The following is an 18,160-nucleotide window of genomic DNA, read 5'->3' as shown; positions in this document are numbered from 1 at the left end:
GACATCACGCCCGGCCTTTTTTATAACTATTAATTACATCGCATTGCGGTAAATAGCCACGATTTCATCGTGGGTAGCCTGCTTGGGATTGGTCAGACCACAGGCATCCTTCAGCGCATTCTCTGCGAGCAGATCCAGATCTTCCTCTTTCACATTCAGCTCACGCAGACCTGCGGGAATACCAACAGACGCCGACAAGTCACGGATCGCTTCCAGTGCTTTTTCAGCGGCCTGAGGCGCTTCCATACCCTCAACATCCTTACCCATGGCACGCGCCACATCAGCCAGACGACCCGGGCTAACCTGCGCATTGTACTGCTGGACATGAGGCAGCAGGACAGCGTTGCATACACCGTGCGGCAGATCATAGAAACCGCCCAGCTGGTGCGCCATCGCGTGAACGTAGCCCAGACTGGCATTGTTGAACGCCATACCCGCCAACAGCTGCGCGTAAGCCATTTGATCACGGGCCTCCATATCTTCGCCATTATCGACCGCACGGCGCAGGTAAGAAGCGATCAATTTGATGGCTTTCAGCGCACAACAATCAGTCACAGGCGTAGCGATCGTAGAGACATACGCTTCTACCGCATGGGTCAGGGCATCCATACCGGTCGCTGCCGTCAGGGAAGCTGGCATACCTTTCATCAGCGCAGAATCATTAACTGACATAATCGGCGTGGTGTTCTTGTCAACAATCGCCATTTTCACATGACGTTTCTCATCAGTGATGATGCAGAAACGGGTGATCTCAGACGCAGTACCTGCGGTAGTATTAATCGCTACCAGCGGCAGCTGGGGCTTACCGGAAACATCTACACCTTCATAATCCTTGATCTCACCACCATTGGTCGCAACCAATGCAACCCCTTTGGCGCAGTCATGAGGAGAACCGCCACCGAGGGAAATAACGCAATCACAGTCATTTTCCTGCAGCAGCGCAAGACCATCTTGAACGTTTCCACAGGTCGGATTGGGCTGAGTGCCATCATAAATAACGCTGGCAATCCCTTTTCCACCCAGCTGCTCAACCACATCGGCGACCAGGCCAATATCGTTCAGCACCTTATCCGTCACAACCAGGGCTTTCTTAAGGCCAAATCCGACAATATCGTTGATCGCTTCAGCCAGACATCCTTCACCCATGTGGTTAATGGTCGGCATGAAAAACTTGAAGGCACTCATGGTTATCACTCCGTGTCAGTATTACGACTTAGCCTGCCGCCAGATATGCGACAGAACAAAAAACTTCATACCAACCAAGTTACCACCCGCCATCAACCCTCATATTGACCTGACGCAATAGGGCATGCGCTGCAAACCCACCATTGCATTGATCTCCGGCAGCTAAAACAACGTTTGTTTGAATCTGTTTTCAAAGCTAACGCGAACAAACAGAAACAATCATCGACAAAACAGGTTGTTTACAGGTGAAAAGATAAAAAAAAGCCCCCGAAATCGGGGGCTTGGCAATACTTCTTAACGTTCGATCCGCCAGGTCGTACCTTCGCGACTATCTTCCAAAATAACCCCTTGCGACGCGAGTTCGTCACGAATCCGGTCAGCTTCAGAAAAGTCACGATTTTTCTTGGCAGCAACACGCTGATCAATCATCGACTGAACCCAAGCCTCATCGACGTCAGCACCGGACTTCAGGAACGCTTCCGGTTCACCCTGAAGAATGCCAAGAATACTACCCAGCTTGCGCAGCAGTGCCGCCAACGGCAGTGCCTTGTTGACATCTTCGCTGCGAACCCGGTTCAACTCGCGCACCAATTCAAACAATACCGCCAACGCTTCTGGCGTATTGAAATCATCATCCATCACAGCAAAGAAACGCCGCTCGAACGGATGGTTTTCAGGCACTTCAATACCAGAGAGATCCAGATCCTTCAGCGCAGTATAAAGACGCTCAAGACGGATACCAGCCTCTTTCAAACTGTCTTCTGAGTAATTCATCGGGCTGCGATACTGACTGGAAATCAGGAAGTAACGCACCAGCTCCTGATTATACTTTTCCAGCACTTCACGAATGGTGAAGAAGTTACCCAGACTCTTGGACATCTTTACGTTATCGACGCGAATCGCCCCGGAGTGCATCCAGGTATTGACGAATGTGGTGCCGTTGGCCGCCTCACTCTGGGCAATCTCGTTTTCATGATGGGGGAACCTGAGATCGGAACCGCCGCCATGGATATCAAAGGTTTCACCCAGGCAGCACTTGCCCATGACCGAGCATTCGATATGCCAGCCGGGACGCCCCTTACCCCAGGGGGAATCCCAAGACGGCTCTTCGGGCTTAGCACCTTTCCAGAGCACAAAATCCAGCGGATCTTCTTTCTGCTCATCCACCTCAATACGGGCGCCAGCCTCCAGCTCTTCCAGCACCTTGCCAGACAGCTTGCCGTAGCCCTCAAACTTACGCACCCGATAGTAGACATCTCCATTTCCCGGGGCATAGGCAAAACCCTTTTCAATCAGGCCTTCGATCATGGTGATCATGCCATCAATATGGGCGGTAGCGCGGGGCTCCTCATCCGGATCCAGATTACCCAGCTGACGGAAATCTTCTCGCATGGCGGCAATCATCCGGTCAGTCAGTACATCAATGGTCTCACCGTTTTCCAGGGCACGACGGATGATCTTGTCATCTACATCCGTGACATTACGTACATAGGTGAGATTGTAACCACGGGCACGCAGATAGCGGGCCACCACATCAAACGCCGTCACGGTCCGTGCATGGCCGATATGGCAGAAGTCATACACCGTCATCCCGCAGACATACATCCGGACATTGTTGCCATCCAGCGGGGTAAAAGGCTCTTTCTTTCGGGTCAGGGAATTATAAATCTGAAGCACGGTGTCATCCTGTTTACTGTCTTTCTACCCAAACGTGATCACCGGCTTTCCTACTGCGGGAAAGCCGGTGCAGGGCGTTATTATTTACCCTGGGTATCCTTGAGGCCGATGGTCAGGTTGAAAACGGGATGTTCGGCCGTGTGATCAACACGATCCGCCACAAAATACCCTTCCCGCTCAAACTGGAAGCCCTGCTCCGGCGCAGCATCCGCAAGCCCCGGCTCAATCCAGGCCTGCACGACCTGCAGCGACTCAGGATTCACGTACTTCATGAAATCCTCTTCACCGCGATCTGGCGCTTCATGGGTAAACAGACGGTCATAAATACGCAGTTCCGCCTGACGCCCCTGAGAAGCCGAAACCCAGTGAATCACACCACGGGGGCGGACACCCTCTGGCGGATTTTCCCCGACGGTACCCGGCACCAGCGTAGCACGGACTTCGACAATCTTACCGGCATCATCCTTGACCACCTCGTCAGCACGGATAACATACGCACTGCGCAGGCGCACCCACTCACCCAGCACCAACCGTTTGAACTTTTTCCGGGACAGGGTGCTGTCTTCGGTGAAGTCTGAGCGATCGATATAGATCTCGCGAGTAAATGGTAGGGTACGCTCGCCCATTTCAGGACGGTTGGGATGTGCCGCCGCCGTCATTGCCTGCACTTCGCCTTCCGGCAAATTGGTGATGACCACTTTTAACGGATTCAGCACCGCCATGGCACGGGCTGCATTCTCGTTCAGGTCGTCACGGATCGCATGCTCCAGCATGGCTACATCGACGATACCATCGGAACGGGTTACGCCGATCATGTCGCAGAATTTGCGAATAGCTGATGCTGTATAGCCCCGGCGACGCATGCCGGAAATGGTCGGCATCCGCGGGTCATCCCAGCCTGATACGACATCTTCATCCACCAGCTTCTTCAGTTTCCGCTTACTGGTCACGGTATAGTTCAGGTTAAGACGCGCAAATTCATACTGGCGCGGCTTATGCGGCACCGGCAGATTTTCAATGAACCAGTCATACAGTGGCCGGTGATCCTGGAATTCCAGCGTGCAAATGGAATGGGTAATGCCCTCAATCGCATCTTCCTGACCATGAGCAAAGTCATAGCTCGGATAGATGCACCATTTGTCACCGGTCTGATGGTGGGACTGCTTGCGAATCCGGTACAGAATAGGGTCTCGCAGGTTCATATTGGAGCTGGCCATATCAATCTTGGCCCGCAGCACTTTGGCGCCCTCATCGAATTCACCCGCGCGCATGCGCCCAAAAAGATCCAGGTTTTCTTCAACACTACGCGTACGGTAAGGGCTATCCTTACCCGGCTTGGTGGCCCACCCACGATATTCACTGGCTTCTTCTGGTGAAAGGTCGCAAACGTAAGCGTTGCCTTCACGAATCAGATGCAGCGCCCACTCATAGAAAGTATCAAAGTAATCGGAGGCATAACGCACCTCGCCCGCCCACTGAAAACCGAGCCAATGAACGTCTTCCTTAATCGCGTCGACATACACCTGCTCTTCCTTTGCTGGATTGGTATCATCGAAGCGCAGGTTACATTGTCCCTGATACTTTTCCGCCAGACCGAAGTTCAGACAGATGGACTTGGCGTGCCCCACGTGCAGGAAACCATTAGGCTCCGGCGGGAAACGGGTGCTGATGGAAGAAAACTTGCCGTCGGCCAGATCTTTTTCAATGATCTGCTCAAGAAAATGGCTGGGTTTGTCTGTGATGCTCATCGTATGCCGGTGAAACTCAGAAAATAAACGGTTGATAGGCGGTAATCGGTAGAAACGCGAACGAAGCGATTTATACGCTTACTGCCCGGCGCTCTGTTCAATCTTGTTGCCCAGAGCCTGAATATCCTTGCCAAGGCCTTCCATGGTATTACAGCCGCCAGCCACCAGCATCAGAACTGCCATTACGGCAGTGGTGACCAGACCTGGTATCCTGCGTGTCATAGTAAATCCTTAGTGGGAACGCGCCTCTGCCAGAAATCAGCAGGGTGGGAAATGCCAATTGTCAATTAGAGGCAGAGATTACCACTATCACTATAACAGTTAAATCCCCTGCCTTCGCCGGAATCACGGGCAAACCAGCGTTATTTAACCGGACAATACCGACAGCAAAGCCAACAAGGCATTGGTCTTGGCGAAATCTGAAGCTATCATATGGCCAATCTGCACCCTCAACGGAAGCAGCAACCATCCAGACCACAACTCGCTTCAGCGATTGCTTTCAAACTGAAGCCGTGGTCTGCCAGTAGTAACAGCATCTAAGGCACGTATATGGTAATTCTTCACACCACTTTTGGTGACATCAAACTGGAGCTGGATGCCGAGAAGGCGCCCAAGACTGTCGCAAACTTTCTGGAGTATGTGAAAAAGGGCCACTACAACAACACCATTTTCCACCGTGTCATTAACGGCTTCATGGTTCAGGGCGGCGGCTTTGAGCCCGAGATGAAGGAAAAAGACACGGCCAACCCCGTCGAGAACGAAGCGGACAACGGCCTCCAGAACGCAACAGGCACCATCGCCATGGCGCGCACCATGGACCCCCACTCTGCTACCGCCCAGTTCTTCATCAACGTAGCCGATAACGATTTCCTCAACCACACCAGCAAAGACGCCCAGGGCTGGGGTTACGCCGTATTCGGCAAAGTGGTTGACGGCATGGACGTTGTCGAAAAGATCAAGTCTGTCCAAACGGGCAATGCCGGCTTCCACCAGGACGTCCCCGTGGAAGATGTCATCATTGAATCCGCCGAAGTGGTGGAGCCTGCGGTCGTTGCCTAGCCTCTTTATCTCAGACCTTCACCTGATGCCCGAGCGACCGGATGTCGCCCGGGCATTCCATGGTTTCCTGCAAGGCAAGGCATTGGAAGCTGAATCGCTCTACATTCTGGGCGATTTCTTCGAGTACTGGATTGGCGATGACGCCATGGACAGTTTCCACCTCGAGATTGCCGAAGCCCTGCTCCGCTACACAGCAACAGGTCGAAACATCTTCTTCATGCCAGGCAATCGCGACTTCCTGGTCGGCAAAGCTTTCTGCCGCAAAACCGGCGCCACCTGGCTGGATGACCCCACACTGGTTAGCTTGGATGAGACACCGATTTTGTTGATGCATGGCGACAGCCTCTGCACCTTGGATACTGGCTATCTTCGGTTTCGAAGATTTGTTCGCAACCCACTGATTCAATGGTTATTTAACCATCTGCCACTGCGTACCCGGAAACACATCGCAGAAAAGTTGCGCACCAAAAGTCGTGATGCCGGTTCAGCAAAACCCATAACGATCATGGATGTGACACCAGAAGCCGTTGCGGAAATCATGCAGGCACATCAAACACTCACTCTCGTGCACGGCCACACACATCGTCCTGCGACACACGCATTGCAACTGGGCGGCCAACCCGCTCAACGCATTGTTCTGGGAGACTGGGACAAAGAGGGCTGGTACCTGGAGTTCAGCAATGGCCATTTCAATCTGGCGCATTTTTCGATCCCGAACCCCTGAAACAGGTCGGGATCATGGAGACTAGATTACACCGTTTCAAGCACCTGCACGCCGGCAGCCTCTTCAGTCGCTTTCACGGGGACACCACTATGGAAACGAAACTCTGGATCTACGCGTAAAATAGCCTCACATTCGATCTCTGCAATATCCGCAACGCGCGATGTGATTGACCCTTCTGATACATTCATGGCCAATATCAGGTAATCCTGAAAATGCCGTGCCTCAGACTTAAGGAGGGAGCGGTAAAACTTGGCGAGTTCGTCATCCAAATAAGGCGCCAGCTTGCTGAATCGCTCGCAGGAACGCGCTTCGATAAATGCCCCAACAATCAGTGTATCAACCAGGCGCAGAGGTTCCTGTTTCCTGACGTGGTCTCGCAACGTGGTTGCATAACGGGAAGCGGAGACATACCGATAATCAACCCCCCGCTGCTGCATGATGGCAAATACCTGCTCAAAATGGCGGAGCTCTTCCCTGGCCAACCGGGACATTTTGTTCTGAAGATCCGTATGTTCGATATAACGGAACATCAGGTTTAGTGCAGTAGCTGCGGCCTTCTTTTCACAATTGGCATGATCAATCAAAAGAATGTCCTGATTGTTCAGCGCCGCTGCCACCCAGGTATCTGGCGTTTCGCACAGTAAGAACTCATCCAGCTCTGGCAATAAACCCATTACTCTCACTCCTCCCAACAAGCCCCTGATCATTATAAAAAGACATTCAACAAAACCAAGCACTGCATGAAAAGGTCTACGCTTCAACGGGATCGCAATATTACTTCAACTTTTTCATTATCAGGAGGCAATCCGTCATGCCGCTGAACCGTACAACCCTGCTTCTATACCTTTTCCTAGCCACGCCCTGCCTTCTGCATGCAGCCGATTACGGTTTCCGACACGGTTCTCAACCCTTGGCGGTTCATCACTATAGCGATCTGGAAGCGCTATTACTCAGCGGGCAGCCGGTACGCGCACTGATAAATTATCAGTTTTGTGAATGCGACGATGACATTGATTCAGACGCAGACGCAAGTGGCATTCAGGAGGAGCAATCCAACCACCATCGGTTTATCGCATCGGTTGACTGGCGAACCTTCTATTTAATCACTCCAGACCATAACGATCCCGATACCCACTGCCTGGTCACATTCAAACATAACTTTATGAATACAGCGGACCTGAATTATCTGTTTGACAACGACGCCACGCCTGATACTGACCATGAACACACCTGGATCAAGCTGACGGTCAACTATGCCGTTTGCAGCGATACCCCCGAGCAACTGAACTTCCACATGAGCAAACGCATAGTGGCAGCCAACAACCCTCTGGAAAATGGCATGCTCTACCCACAGGCAACCGATAAATCACGGGCTTATGGGCACTGCCCGCTCAACGCGATCCGTTTTTACAGGAATTAATCAAAACAGGCACGCCTCCAGAATTTGAACGAGCGTTTGAAATTAGAGACCAGCATTGACATAGGTCAATCGCGGGGTATTTTACCTCGGCTATGATCTGATCAAACCTTGGTCAAATGACATTGGATAGGGAGGTACTCGGGCATGCGTGCTCTTAAGAAGATGCTGGTGATCGTCGACACCAGGCAGGACAAACATCTCGCACTGGCCAGAGCCCGGTTGCTGGCAAAAGCAACGGGCGCCACCATCCACGCCCTGGCGCCCAACCCACGCGCCAACGAGGCCTCCCTCAAAGTGCTGGAAACCCTGATCAAACCGCTTCAGGATGATGGCCTTGAGGTAGTTCCCCATGAGCTCTGGCACAACAATGCCGTGGAAACCATCATCCATGTCCGCCAGTCCGAAGGCTGTGACCTCGTAGTCAAACAGGCCAAGCGGGCCGATAACGTTTCCCGGGTGATCAGCACACCGGAAGACTGGACACTGCTGCGCAAGTGTCGGGTCCCGGTTCTCATGGTCAAACATACGGATCCCTGGAGCAATGGCAAGATTCTCGCCGCTATCGACGCCAACCCTAACGACAGCGAACACCAGGTGCTGAATGAGGTCATCCTGGAGTATGCAGCGGCCATCGCCGGTGTCGCTGATGCCGAGTGCCATATCGCCTCTGCACATCCGGCTCCCATGCTCTCCTCTGCAGATCCGGACAAACAGACCCTTGAGGGCATGCGATTCAGTTACCAGGCGGGCTGCAAACCCTTTGCTGACCGTTACGAGATCCCTGCAGAAGACATTCATGTCGAAGAGGGCCCGGCTGAAACCCTGATCCCGGCCATTGCCAAGAAAATCGATGCGGACCTGGTGGTCATGGGCACCGTTGCCCGGGGAGGCCTGAAAGGCGCACTGATGGGCAATACCGCCGAATTGCTGCTGGGCGCCATCGAGAGTGATGTCCTGACCCTGAAGCCCCGTGACATCATGGAGCCTCTGGAGCAAACACTCTACCGTTTCTAAGGCTGACAACACGCAAAAAAAGCCGGTATCACTATACCGGCTTTTTTTATGGCTCGCCCAAGGCACTATTCACTAACAAAATACCCGCTATTTCGGTATTTCCTTAACTTGCCCGGGGCCTTCGAGTATACTTTTTGGCGCCAGAAAAATTCTATAAACCCAGACGATGGCCCTGCCAGAGGCTGGTTTTGCCACGGGATTCCCTGACGTATCAGCGCCTTTCCGGTACGTTCCGCCATGTGACCGGCAAGCTCTGAAACTGTCCAGCCTGAACCCCGTACGAGCAAGCCCGCCCAAACCTTCCGTGGCAGGTGAAGTGATGAGGAAATCAACCGTGTTAGAAGCATATCGCGCCCACGTCGCAGAACGTGCTGCAGAAGGTGTACCACCTAAACCTTTGAGTGCCGAGCAGGTCACCGGTCTGGTAGAGCTGCTGAAAAATCCACCAGCCGGGGAAGAAGACTTCCTGCTGGACCTGCTTGAAAACCGTATTCCTCCGGGTGTCGATGAAGCGGCTTATGTGAAAGCCGGCTTTTTGTCCGCCGTAGCAAAAGGCGAGTCCGAATCGCCTCTGCTCACCAAAGAGAAAGCCATTCAACTGCTGGGCATGATGCTGGGCGGTTACAACATTGAGACACTGGTCAGCCTCTTGGATGATGCCGCCCTTAGCACCCTGGCCGCTGAACAGCTGAAAAAGACCCTGCTGGTCTTTGATACCTTCCATGACGTGGAAGAAAAAGCCAAGGCTGGCAACGACAACGCCAAAGCCGTGCTGCAATCCTGGGCTGACGCGGAGTGGTTCACCCAGCGCAGTAAAGTTCAGGAAAGCATCAAGGTTGCCGTCTTCAAAGTCACTGGCGAAACCAACACCGACGACCTGTCCCCGGCTCCTGATGCATGGTCACGTCCCGACATTCCGCTTCACGCCCGTGCCGCCTACAAGATGCCCCGCGATGGCCTGACCCCGGAAGAACCGGGTGTAACGGGCCCCATGAGTCAGATTGAGGCAATCAAGGCACAGGGCGTACCGGTCGCATTCGTAGGTGATGTCGTTGGTACCGGCTCCTCCCGTAAATCCGCCACTAACTCTGTACTCTGGTTCTTCGGCGATGATATTCCGGGCGTGCCCAACAAGCGGTCTGGCGGCATCTGTATCGGCAGCAAGGTGGCACCGATCTTCTTCAACACTATGGAAGATGCCGGTGCACTGGTGTTCGAAGCCCCGGTTGACCAGCTCAACATGGGTGACATCATTGAAATCCGTCCTTATGACGGCAAGATTCTGTCCGAATCCGGCGATGTACTCTCCGAGTTCACCTTCAAGTCAGACGTCATTCTGGATGAAGTCCAGGCTGGCGGCCGTATCAACCTGATCATCGGACGCGGCCTGACCGACAAGGCCCGTGAAGCGCTGGACCTGGAACCCTCCTCGGTTTTCCGCCGCCCTGCTGATGCGCAAGCCAGCAGCAAAGGTTTTACGCTGGCGCAGAAGATGGTCGGCAAGGCCTGCGGCGTGGAAGGCGTACGCCCTGGACAGTACTGTGAGCCCAAGATGACGACTGTTGGTTCTCAGGACACCACCGGCCCCATGACCCGTGATGAACTGAAAGACCTGGCCTGCCTGGGCTTCTCATCCGACCTGGTCATGCAGTCTTTTTGCCATACGGCGGCCTACCCCAAGCCGGTCGATGTTGAAATGCAGCACACCCTGCCTGATTTCATCATGAACCGCGGCGGTGTCGCCTTGCGTCCTGGTGACGGCATCATTCACAGCTGGCTGAACCGGATGCTGATGCCTGACACGGTTGGTACCGGTGGCGACTCCCACACCCGTTTCCCGCTGGGCATCTCCTTCCCCGCCGGTTCTGGCCTGGTCGCCTTTGCCGCTGCAACCGGCGTCATGCCCCTGGATATGCCAGAATCGATACTGGTTCGCTTCAAGGGAGACATGCAGCCTGGGATTACCCTCCGCGACCTAGTGCACTCTATTCCGCTATACGCCATCAAGCAGGGTCTGCTGACCGTCGAGAAGAAAGGCAAGAAGAACATCTTCTCTGGTCGCATCCTTGAGATTGAAGGTCTGGAAACCCTGACAGCGGAACAGGCTTTTGAGCTGTCTGATGCCTCTGCCGAGCGCTCAGCGGCTGGCTGCACCATTACACTCTCCGAAGACTCTGTCGGCGAGTACCTCAAATCCAACATCACCATGCTGCGCTGGATGATCAGTGAAGGCTACGGCGACGCCCGTACCCTTGAGCGTCGCGCGAAGAAGATGGAAGAGTGGTTGGCCAACCCTCAGTTGATGCGGGCGGATGCTGACGCCGAGTATGCTGCTGTCATTGATATCGATCTGGCAGACATCAAGGAACCCATCCTCTGCGCCCCGAACGATCCCGATGATGCCCGCACACTCTCCGACGTCGCTGGCGACAAGATCGACGAGGTCTTCCTTGGCTCCTGCATGACCAATATCGGTCACTTCCGCGCAGCCGGCAAACTGCTGGAACAGAACAGCGATCCGCTGCAGACCCGGTTCTGGATGTCACCACCAACCAAGATGGACAAGAGCCAGCTGGAACAGGAAGGTTATTACGACATCTACAACAAAGCCGGTGTCAGAACCGAGATCCCGGGCTGCTCCCTCTGCATGGGTAACCAGGCCCGCGTAGAACCCGGTGCGACCGTGCTCTCCACCTCAACCCGGAACTTCCCGAACCGCCTGGGTGACGGCGCCAACGTCTACCTGTGTTCCGCGGAATTGGCGGCTGTCGGTGCAATTCTCGGTAAAATCCCAACCGCCGAGGAATACATGGACTACGCCAAAAATATTAACGCCATGGCGGGTGATATTTACCGCTACCTGAACTTTGACCAGATCCAGAGTTACCAGGAAGCGGCGGATAACATTATCGCCAAAGCCGGTTAACCTAAAGCCGGAAACGGGATCAGATGGTCTGATCCCGTTTTTTTTCGCCCAAGAGACCCAATAAGAAACAGGAATGACCATGGCAGGTAATCGACTCAGCCGTATCGTCGCTAACACGCAGAAAGCCCCGCCCTTTATGCAATCCTGGTTATTGACGAAAGTATTTGGCACGGCGATCAAGTTTGCCGGAACCGCTAAGGTTGAGATTAACCACCTCAGCCATCAGGAAAGCCGGCTTACCATAAAAAACAGAAAGCGGGTGCAGAACCATATCGGTAGTGTCCATGCCTGCGCCATGGCCTTGCTGGCGGAATCTGCCACTGGCTACATTGTTGGCATGAATGTGCCGGATGACCGTGTGCCGGTAATCAAGAGCATGCATATTGACTATGTAAAACGCGCGACTGGCGATCTCAAAGCGGTAGCCCACCTCTCCGATGAACAAATTCAGCAGATTCTGACAACGGAGAAAGGTGAAGTCACTGTCGCCGTCACGATCACCGATGAAAAAGGGGTTGAACCGATCAAAGCCGAGATGATTTGGGCCTGGACCCCAAAGCGCCGATAACATACGTCCTATCGCCTCAGGTGTCCTCAGGCACGGCAATGAAGGACACCTTATGACTCACTAGACATTCGACAACGCTACTTTTAATCGTTGAATGGTATCTGGCTTATTCATTGCCCCCTTCCCATACTGACAACTCGCATAGTACTCGGTGAACATGACCGCGTCAGCTGCCAGCTCAGGCGCACTCTCAGCGATCCGCTGACCATAGGCAACAGGGCCTTCACCAAGGTGTCGCTCAAAGCCTTTTCTTGCCATCTTCCGGCAAAAACGATCGTATAATTTCTCCACCGCCGTCCGCTTTTTTCGGCCAGGCCACAACAAAACCGCACTCATGACCATTAAAAACAGGGCCGTGGCACTGGCCAGTACTATGGCCAGGGTCTGGTACATATCACGACCACCAAACAAGCGCCGGAACAGGGTCTCCTGACTCTCGTGATTGTAACCCAACACCCTCCGCTGCCACTGGTATTCCAGGTTTTCCCAGGACAAACGCATTTTATTCAGCAGATCAACATGCCGGAACCGAACCGGAGAAAAAGGACGTCCACTCAAAAAGCTGCCCTCTCCTGAGACAGCCTCTTCCAACCCTTCACGGACACGCTCTGGCGAGACGGCTGCCGTTGGATCCACGCGCAGCCAGCCCTTTTCCGGCACCCATATTTCGGCCCAGGCGTGAGCATCGAACTGACGGACCTGGATAACACTATCATCCGGCTTGTACTCTCCGCCCTGGTAGCCAGCAACCACCCGCGCCGGAATCCCTGCTGCACGCATGACAAAAACAAATGCCCCGGCATAATGACTGCAAAAGCCCTGTCGGGTGGAAAAGAGAAACTCATCAATGGTATTGGCGCCCAACAATGGCGGCCTCAGGGTGTAATAAAACGGCTGGGTTCGAAACTGCTCCAGTAACGCATTGGTGATCTTGACAGGGTCAGCATCAAACTGCTTTGACAGCGCCTCACCATAAGCTCGCGCTTCACGATCACCATCATAGGGCAAGCGCAGATTGAGCTCTGCCATCCACGTCGGCAAATCCTGATCATTCGGTTGTCTTTTACGGGACTCCAGCTGATAAGCCATTCTGAAATCAACCGGATTGCGGGGTATAAGCCGATAATTGCGCGTCACCCCAGTGTCTTCAATAGCTTCCCAAGCAGGCCCCAGTGAAAACAGCCAGGACTGACTCGTCGGCTCCAAGATAATGTCGTAACGGTATTCTGGTTCAACGCCCTTATCCACCTCGTACCAGGAAGGCGTCGGATACCAGCGCACCAGACCATCTTCAGTAATATCTCGTCTGACGGCCAATTTATCATGATCTTCTTGAGACCAAGTTCGGCCGTCGAAATGGCTCATCACGATGCCCCGCCAGTAACGCTGTTCCGGCGGGGGCACCTTACCATCAAAGGTAGCCCGGAATGCCAGCCTGTCCGACTGGCTCAACCGCGCAATATCCCCCGGGCTCATGGAATCGCTGACGCCCGTGGTCGCATCCCGTTCAGGCATCGGCACAGACCACAACGGTGGAATACGAGGAACCAGCAGGAAAAGAATCAACATCATGGGCAATGCCTGTGCCGACAGTATGGCGCCGCGCCGAAAGACAAAACCCAGCCCCCGCCTATCACTGCGGTAATGTAACCCAGTCATAGCGGAGACAATCACGACCAGAACAACCAGCAGATAACCTGCCATCAACAGACTCTGGGAAAAGAGTAAGCCGGTGACCACAATAAAAAAGCTCAGCAGCATGATAATCCAGGTATCACGCACCGCTTTTAATTCAAGCAGCTTCATGGAACAGGCAGCCACCAGCACAGACGCACCGGCAGCCAGTCCGACAAGCGTTTTAAATTCGATATAAATACTGACGGAACAGAATACGACCAGCAGCACCTTAAGCCAGGTTGACGCCTCACCACATCGCCCACGAAGTTGGCGGTAACGCCAGAAAACACAGAAGATAACCGTACCGATCACCGCAAAAGGCAGCACGGGGAACAAGGGCGCACTGACCAGCAGTAGCGTGGCCACCAGCCAAACCGTGGAAGATCGTGCTATCCGTTGGGACATCCCGTTTTACCCATATCCAAAAAGTCTGTTTCTTATTCTTGGCATGCAGCAACTGACTTGTTGATCACCCGAGGGAGTCACCACGCCCCCAACATAATCCCATTCCATGCACTACTTTTTCTCTATCCCGTCACTCGTCCCACGAAGGAGGTAGTGTTGTCACAGTTTTTATCATCATCCTGGTGGTCACAGGTGCAACAAACCATTGCAGACGCTGACAACCTGAAAATCCCCACAAACATCCGCGCCATCTGCCTGAATATCACCGTTATCACACTGGGAGGTCACAAGCTTTCGCTGGCCATGAAAAACGGGCTATTTGTTGCCAGGCACCAACCGGATGCCACTGCCCACATCACCCTGCCGCTTGACGTCGCCCGCCGTGTCTTTATTGAAAATGACACAACAGCCGGATTCAAAGCTTTCATCAGGGGCCAATTGAAAGCCTCCGGTGATTTGCGCTGCCTGTTGACACTCCATACCGCACAACCCACCCCGGCACAGCGACGCCTGCAGCAGGCCATTGCCGCATTTACCGATTAGCGTCATCGTTCCCATGGAGTGCCAATGCCGTCAGACAGTCTTGCGCATGCGCCTCCCCCTGGGCGGGTTCAATGACACGGTCCGGTAACCAAAGACCGAATTGCGCCTGCTGATCCGCATAATGCAAGACCAGCCCGCAGAGTCTTGACAGTTTTTCTTCCGCCTCATACCCAGACACAGAGCGGTAATCAAGCCAAAACCGCTCGTCGGCATAATCATGAAACTGCTTGGTTAACAGTTCACCGGTTCGCGAAAAGGATTTCCAGCTGACATGGGCTAACGGGTCGGTCGGCACGGTTTCACGCAGGCCGGCAAAATCCTCATTGCCATCCGGTCTCACCGCACCTTCCCCCTGACCGGTCAGCGCCAGCGACTCTACGTCGACGTCAGACTTATCCGGTGTGGGATATACCAACGTTTCCAGTTGAAGATCCACCCAGCTCCAGGCGTGAAACAGACCCAGTGGGAACTCCGTAGACACTCTCAACCGGTCAGGTCTGAGCCAGCCGCGTTGCCTGGTCGGATGCCAGACCGTCACGTCATCACTCTCCTGACCGGGTTCTGCTGTGGTCAGCTGCTCTAACCATCCCAACTGAATCCCATGTTGAGAGCGCCCTTGAGCCGCTTGAACGGTCACCGCAAACCCGGCATCCTGACCAGCATGTACCGACTCAGCGCCATGTCCTGATAGCGTCAAACCTGCCAGGTTCTTCCAGGTATGCAGCATGGTGACAAGAAACAACCCCACCATGAAAAAACTCACCCCATAGGAAAGGCTGTTCTGGTAATTGATGGCCGCGAGAAACACAAGGAATGCCACCAGAAGAAAGCCATACCCCACTCTCGAAGGCACAATGAAAATACTTTTTTGATTCAGCGTGACGTGGTTGGCTGGCGGAATGCGTCGGGTCAACCAGCGATCAAATCGTTTGTTCCAGGCCGCCCTGATCATCACGACTGACCCGATACATCAATTTCTGACAGTAACTCATTGGTGCCAGAGGCATTTTTTCTGGCAATAACCCGATGGCGGCAGACTGGCTGGAACACCACTTGCAAATCTTCCGGTATCACATAATCACGCCCTTCCATGAGCGCCCAGGCCTTGGCCGCCGACAGCAGGCCTAACGCCCCCCGAGGCGACAGGCCACAAACAAATCGATTGCCGTCCCGTGTGCCAGCCACCAGTTTCTGAAGGTAATCAAGTAGCGATTCACTGACATGCATACTGTCGACTTGCGCCTGCAGATTGATCAGGGTTTCGGCCGTCATAACTTGCCTGAGCGTATGTAACTGCCCCCGGCCGGATTTCCCCTGAAACAGCGCCCTCTCAGATTGGGCACTGGGGTAGCCCAGAGTAATCCGCATCAAAAAGCGATCCAGCTGGGATTCAGGCAACGGAAACGTACCACGCTGAGAGGCGGGATTCTGAGTTGCAATAACAAAAAATGGCCGAGGGAGTGAACGGGTTTCCCCTTCTACCGTCACCTGGCCCTCTTCCATGGCTTCCAGTAGCGCACTTTGCGTCTTTGGCGTGGCCCGATTGATTTCATCGGCAAGAATCACACTGGAAAAGACAGGGCCCGGATGAAAAACAAAGGCGGAGCTACCTTGATCAAAGACAGAAACGCCCAAAATGTCAGCGGGAAGAAGATCACTGGTAAACTGAATACGCTGATAACCCAAGCCCAACACCTGAGCCAAGGCATGTGACAGGGTTGTCTTCCCCATCCCCGGCAGATCTTCAATCAACAGGTGGCCTCGGCTCAGGAGCGTACACAATGCCAGTCTGACCTGCTGCTCCTTGCCGACAATAACCCGCCCTAACTCATCAACAGTCTCATGAATAATGCTCATACAATCCAATTGCACGTTTTATTGGTCATTTTTTCTAAGCGTAGCGCCAAATCGACGGGCTATGGGCAGCTGAGCATCCAAATCCATTATACCCAGCTGCACAGCCCTTTAAGGTCAAGCTTTCAGACGCTGCAAACCATGGGAAAGGTCTTTCATAAGATCTTCAACCGACTCCAAACCTACGGCGACACGAATCAGGTTTTCACTGATCCCTGCACGGCGCTTGTCTTCATCACTCAGTCGACAATGGGTTGTCGTTGCGGGGTGAGTAATCGTGGTCTTAGCATCGCCGAGATTGGCTGTTCTGGAAATGATCCTGACGCTGTCAATAACCTGCCAGGCCGCCTCTCGACTACCCGCCACTTCAAACGCCAGAACACCACCAAAACCGGACTGCTGTTTTTGTGCCAGGCCATGCCCGGGATGTTCTGCCAAGCCACAATAGTGCACCTTCTTCACACCGGCTTGGGACTGAAGCCACTCAGCAAGCAACCCGGCATTGCGACAGTGTGCATCCATACGCAGCTTCAGTGTTTCCAGGCCTTTCAGGAAAACCCAGGCATTAAAAGGACTCAGCGTGGCGCCTGCGGCCCGTTGCCAGATATTCACCTCGTCCACAACACTGGCAGCACCGACAACGACTCCGCCCAGGCAACGCCCCTGCCCATCAATGTATTTGGTCGCGGAATGGATTACGATATCGGCCCCCAGCGACAAAGGTCGCTGCAAAGCCGGCGTACAGAAACAGTTATCTACCGCAAGCAAAGCTCCCTGCTCACGGGCAAGCCGACTAATGGCGTCAAGATCGGCCACTTCGCCCAGCGGATTGGAAGGCGTTTCCAAAAACAGCAACCGGGTTTCCGGACGGATTGCTGCCTGCCACTGCTCAAGATCAACCAGATCCACAAATGTTGTGCTGACACCAAAACGATCCATGTACTTGGCAAAAAGAGTCACCGTGGTGCCAAAAACACTGCGTGAGCACACCACATGATCCCCTGCCTTCAGTACCGCCATGCAGACGCCCAGTATGGCCGCCATACCGGATGCGGTTGCACAGGCACGCTCGGCCCCTTCCAGAGCTGCTATGCGCTCTTCAAACATTCGAACCGTTGGATTGGTATAACGGGAATAGACATTACCCGGTTCATCGCCGGCAAAGACCGCCTGGGCCTGGGCCGCCGAGTCATAGGTAAAGCTGGAGCTGAGAAACAGGGCTTCACTGTGCTCTCGCTCATCGGAGCGGGTAATGCCCGCCCGCACCGCCAGTGTTTCAAAATCTGCTTCTGAGAGTTCGCTGCCGACCGGCGCGCTATCGTTATTATCGTTCATAAGGATCCTGATACTGCGTGTCGGA

The 18,160-nt window shown here is 53.8% G+C and carries 16 protein-coding genes; 7 read left to right on the top strand and 9 right to left on the bottom strand.

Translation table 11 applies throughout. The features are described 5' to 3' along the window. Window positions 1-33: 33 nt before the first annotated feature. From yiaY to KHS78_RS10795, 4 genes are all read right to left on the bottom strand, one after another. Window positions 34-1,185 carry an L-threonine dehydrogenase gene (gene yiaY / locus KHS78_RS10810; RefSeq protein WP_211828301.1) on the bottom strand — a complete coding sequence of 384 codons (1,152 nt, stop codon included), beginning with the start codon at window positions 1,183-1,185 and terminating at the stop codon, window positions 34-36. A gap of 294 nt (window positions 1,186-1,479) precedes the next feature. Continuing rightward, window positions 1,480-2,862 carry a cysteine--tRNA ligase gene (cysS, locus tag KHS78_RS10805; protein WP_211828299.1) on the bottom strand — a complete coding sequence of 461 codons (1,383 nt, stop codon included), beginning with the start codon at window positions 2,860-2,862 and terminating at the stop codon, window positions 1,480-1,482. 80 nt (window positions 2,863-2,942) lie between these two features. Beyond that, window positions 2,943-4,610 (bottom strand): glutamine--tRNA ligase/YqeY domain fusion protein, encoded by a 1,668-nt coding sequence (locus tag KHS78_RS10800; protein ID WP_211828297.1) that lies wholly within the window; start codon window positions 4,608-4,610, stop codon window positions 2,943-2,945. 78 nt (window positions 4,611-4,688) lie between these two features. Further along, window positions 4,689-4,832, bottom strand: a complete 144-nt coding sequence (locus tag KHS78_RS10795) for an entericidin A/B family lipoprotein (protein WP_211828295.1) — start codon at window positions 4,830-4,832, stop codon at window positions 4,689-4,691. 327 nt (window positions 4,833-5,159) lie between these two features. Between KHS78_RS10795 and KHS78_RS10790 the strand changes: the two genes are divergently transcribed. Both KHS78_RS10790 and KHS78_RS10785 read left to right on the top strand, forming a co-directional pair. Next, window positions 5,160-5,669 (top strand): peptidylprolyl isomerase, encoded by a 510-nt coding sequence (locus tag KHS78_RS10790; protein WP_211828294.1) that lies wholly within the window; start codon window positions 5,160-5,162, stop codon window positions 5,667-5,669. Continuing rightward, window positions 5,620-6,393, top strand: a complete 774-nt coding sequence (locus KHS78_RS10785; protein ID WP_211828285.1) for a UDP-2,3-diacylglucosamine diphosphatase — start codon at window positions 5,620-5,622, stop codon at window positions 6,391-6,393. The genes KHS78_RS10790 and KHS78_RS10785 overlap by 50 nt, the downstream gene beginning before the upstream one ends. A 26-nt stretch (window positions 6,394-6,419) precedes the next feature. Here the strand turns inward: KHS78_RS10785 and KHS78_RS10780 are convergent, their stop codons facing one another. After that, on the bottom strand, window positions 6,420-7,067 hold the full coding sequence (locus tag KHS78_RS10780) for a MiaE family protein (protein ID WP_211828283.1): 648 nt from the start codon (window positions 7,065-7,067) through the stop codon (window positions 6,420-6,422). Window positions 7,068-7,204: 137 nt separating this feature from the next. Between KHS78_RS10780 and KHS78_RS10775 the strand changes: the two genes are divergently transcribed. From KHS78_RS10775 to KHS78_RS10760, 4 genes are all read left to right on the top strand, one after another. Then, window positions 7,205-7,813: a hypothetical protein gene (locus KHS78_RS10775; protein WP_211828281.1), complete on the top strand. Its 609-nt coding sequence runs from the start codon at window positions 7,205-7,207 to the stop codon at window positions 7,811-7,813. 144 nt (window positions 7,814-7,957) lie between these two features. Then, window positions 7,958-8,827, top strand: coding sequence for a universal stress protein (locus tag KHS78_RS10770; protein ID WP_211828280.1), 870 nt, complete (start codon window positions 7,958-7,960; stop codon window positions 8,825-8,827). 334 nt (window positions 8,828-9,161) lie between these two features. Next, a complete protein-coding gene (gene acnB / locus KHS78_RS10765) occupies window positions 9,162-11,753 on the top strand; it encodes a bifunctional aconitate hydratase 2/2-methylisocitrate dehydratase (RefSeq protein WP_211828278.1) in 2,592 nt (863 codons plus the stop codon). A 79-nt stretch (window positions 11,754-11,832) separates the two neighbouring features. Further along, complete coding sequence (locus KHS78_RS10760; RefSeq protein ID WP_211828276.1) at window positions 11,833-12,321, top strand: DUF4442 domain-containing protein; 489 nt, start codon at window positions 11,833-11,835, stop codon at window positions 12,319-12,321. Window positions 12,322-12,381: 60 nt separating this feature from the next. Here KHS78_RS10760 and KHS78_RS10755 read toward each other — a convergent pair whose 3' ends face one another. After that, window positions 12,382-14,403 (bottom strand): transglutaminase TgpA family protein, encoded by a 2,022-nt coding sequence (locus KHS78_RS10755; protein WP_211828274.1) that lies wholly within the window; start codon window positions 14,401-14,403, stop codon window positions 12,382-12,384. 156 nt (window positions 14,404-14,559) lie between these two features. Here KHS78_RS10755 and KHS78_RS10750 point away from each other — a divergent pair, with 156 nt between their 5' ends. Beyond that, window positions 14,560-14,946 carry a hypothetical protein gene (locus tag KHS78_RS10750; RefSeq protein ID WP_211828272.1) on the top strand — a complete coding sequence of 129 codons (387 nt, stop codon included), beginning with the start codon at window positions 14,560-14,562 and terminating at the stop codon, window positions 14,944-14,946. On the opposite strand, the gene KHS78_RS10745 is transcribed toward KHS78_RS10750, so the two are convergent. From KHS78_RS10745 to KHS78_RS10735, 3 genes are all read right to left on the bottom strand, one after another. After that, the gene (locus tag KHS78_RS10745) at window positions 14,936-15,901 is read right to left on the bottom strand and encodes a DUF58 domain-containing protein (protein WP_211828270.1); all 966 of its coding nucleotides are present in this window, start codon (window positions 15,899-15,901) and stop codon (window positions 14,936-14,938) included. The genes KHS78_RS10750 and KHS78_RS10745 overlap by 11 nt on opposite strands. Beyond that, on the bottom strand, window positions 15,898-16,803 hold the full coding sequence (locus tag KHS78_RS10740) for an AAA family ATPase (protein WP_211828268.1): 906 nt from the start codon (window positions 16,801-16,803) through the stop codon (window positions 15,898-15,900). The genes KHS78_RS10745 and KHS78_RS10740 overlap by 4 nt, the downstream gene beginning before the upstream one ends. A gap of 114 nt (window positions 16,804-16,917) precedes the next feature. Beyond that, window positions 16,918-18,135 (bottom strand): O-succinylhomoserine sulfhydrylase, encoded by a 1,218-nt coding sequence (locus tag KHS78_RS10735; RefSeq protein ID WP_211828265.1) that lies wholly within the window; start codon window positions 18,133-18,135, stop codon window positions 16,918-16,920. Window positions 18,136-18,160: the final 25 nt, after the last annotated feature.

This window comes from Kistimonas asteriae (assembly GCF_018263925.1).
GTDB lineage: Bacteria > Pseudomonadota > Gammaproteobacteria > Pseudomonadales > Endozoicomonadaceae > Kistimonas > Kistimonas asteriae.
Note: the sequence above shows the minus strand (reverse complement) of the source record. Positions and strands in the feature narration are given on the sequence as shown.

Bases quoted from the DNA above. Each gene is read 5' to 3' on its own strand.
- KHS78_RS10735 (WP_211828265.1), bottom strand. From the start codon at position 18,135: ATGAACGATAATAACGATAGCGCGCCGGTCGGCAGCGAACTCTCAGAA.
- KHS78_RS10780 (WP_211828283.1), bottom strand. From the start codon at position 7,067: ATGGGTTTATTGCCAGAGCTGGATGAGTTCTTACTGTGCGAAACGCCA.
- KHS78_RS10790 (WP_211828294.1), top strand. From the start codon at position 5,160: ATGGTAATTCTTCACACCACTTTTGGTGACATCAAACTGGAGCTGGAT.
- KHS78_RS10775 (WP_211828281.1), top strand. From the start codon at position 7,205: ATGCCGCTGAACCGTACAACCCTGCTTCTATACCTTTTCCTAGCCACG.
- KHS78_RS10760 (WP_211828276.1), top strand. From the start codon at position 11,833: ATGGCAGGTAATCGACTCAGCCGTATCGTCGCTAACACGCAGAAAGCC.
- KHS78_RS10795 (WP_211828295.1), bottom strand. From the start codon at position 4,832: ATGACACGCAGGATACCAGGTCTGGTCACCACTGCCGTAATGGCAGTT.
- KHS78_RS10785 (WP_211828285.1), top strand. From the start codon at position 5,620: ATGTCATCATTGAATCCGCCGAAGTGGTGGAGCCTGCGGTCGTTGCCT.
- yiaY (WP_211828301.1), bottom strand. From the start codon at position 1,185: ATGAGTGCCTTCAAGTTTTTCATGCCGACCATTAACCACATGGGTGAA.
- KHS78_RS10770 (WP_211828280.1), top strand. From the start codon at position 7,958: ATGCGTGCTCTTAAGAAGATGCTGGTGATCGTCGACACCAGGCAGGAC.
- KHS78_RS10800 (WP_211828297.1), bottom strand. From the start codon at position 4,610: ATGAGCATCACAGACAAACCCAGCCATTTTCTTGAGCAGATCATTGAA.
- KHS78_RS10755 (WP_211828274.1), bottom strand. From the start codon at position 14,403: ATGTCCCAACGGATAGCACGATCTTCCACGGTTTGGCTGGTGGCCACG.
- KHS78_RS10740 (WP_211828268.1), bottom strand. From the start codon at position 16,803: ATGAGCATTATTCATGAGACTGTTGATGAGTTAGGGCGGGTTATTGTC.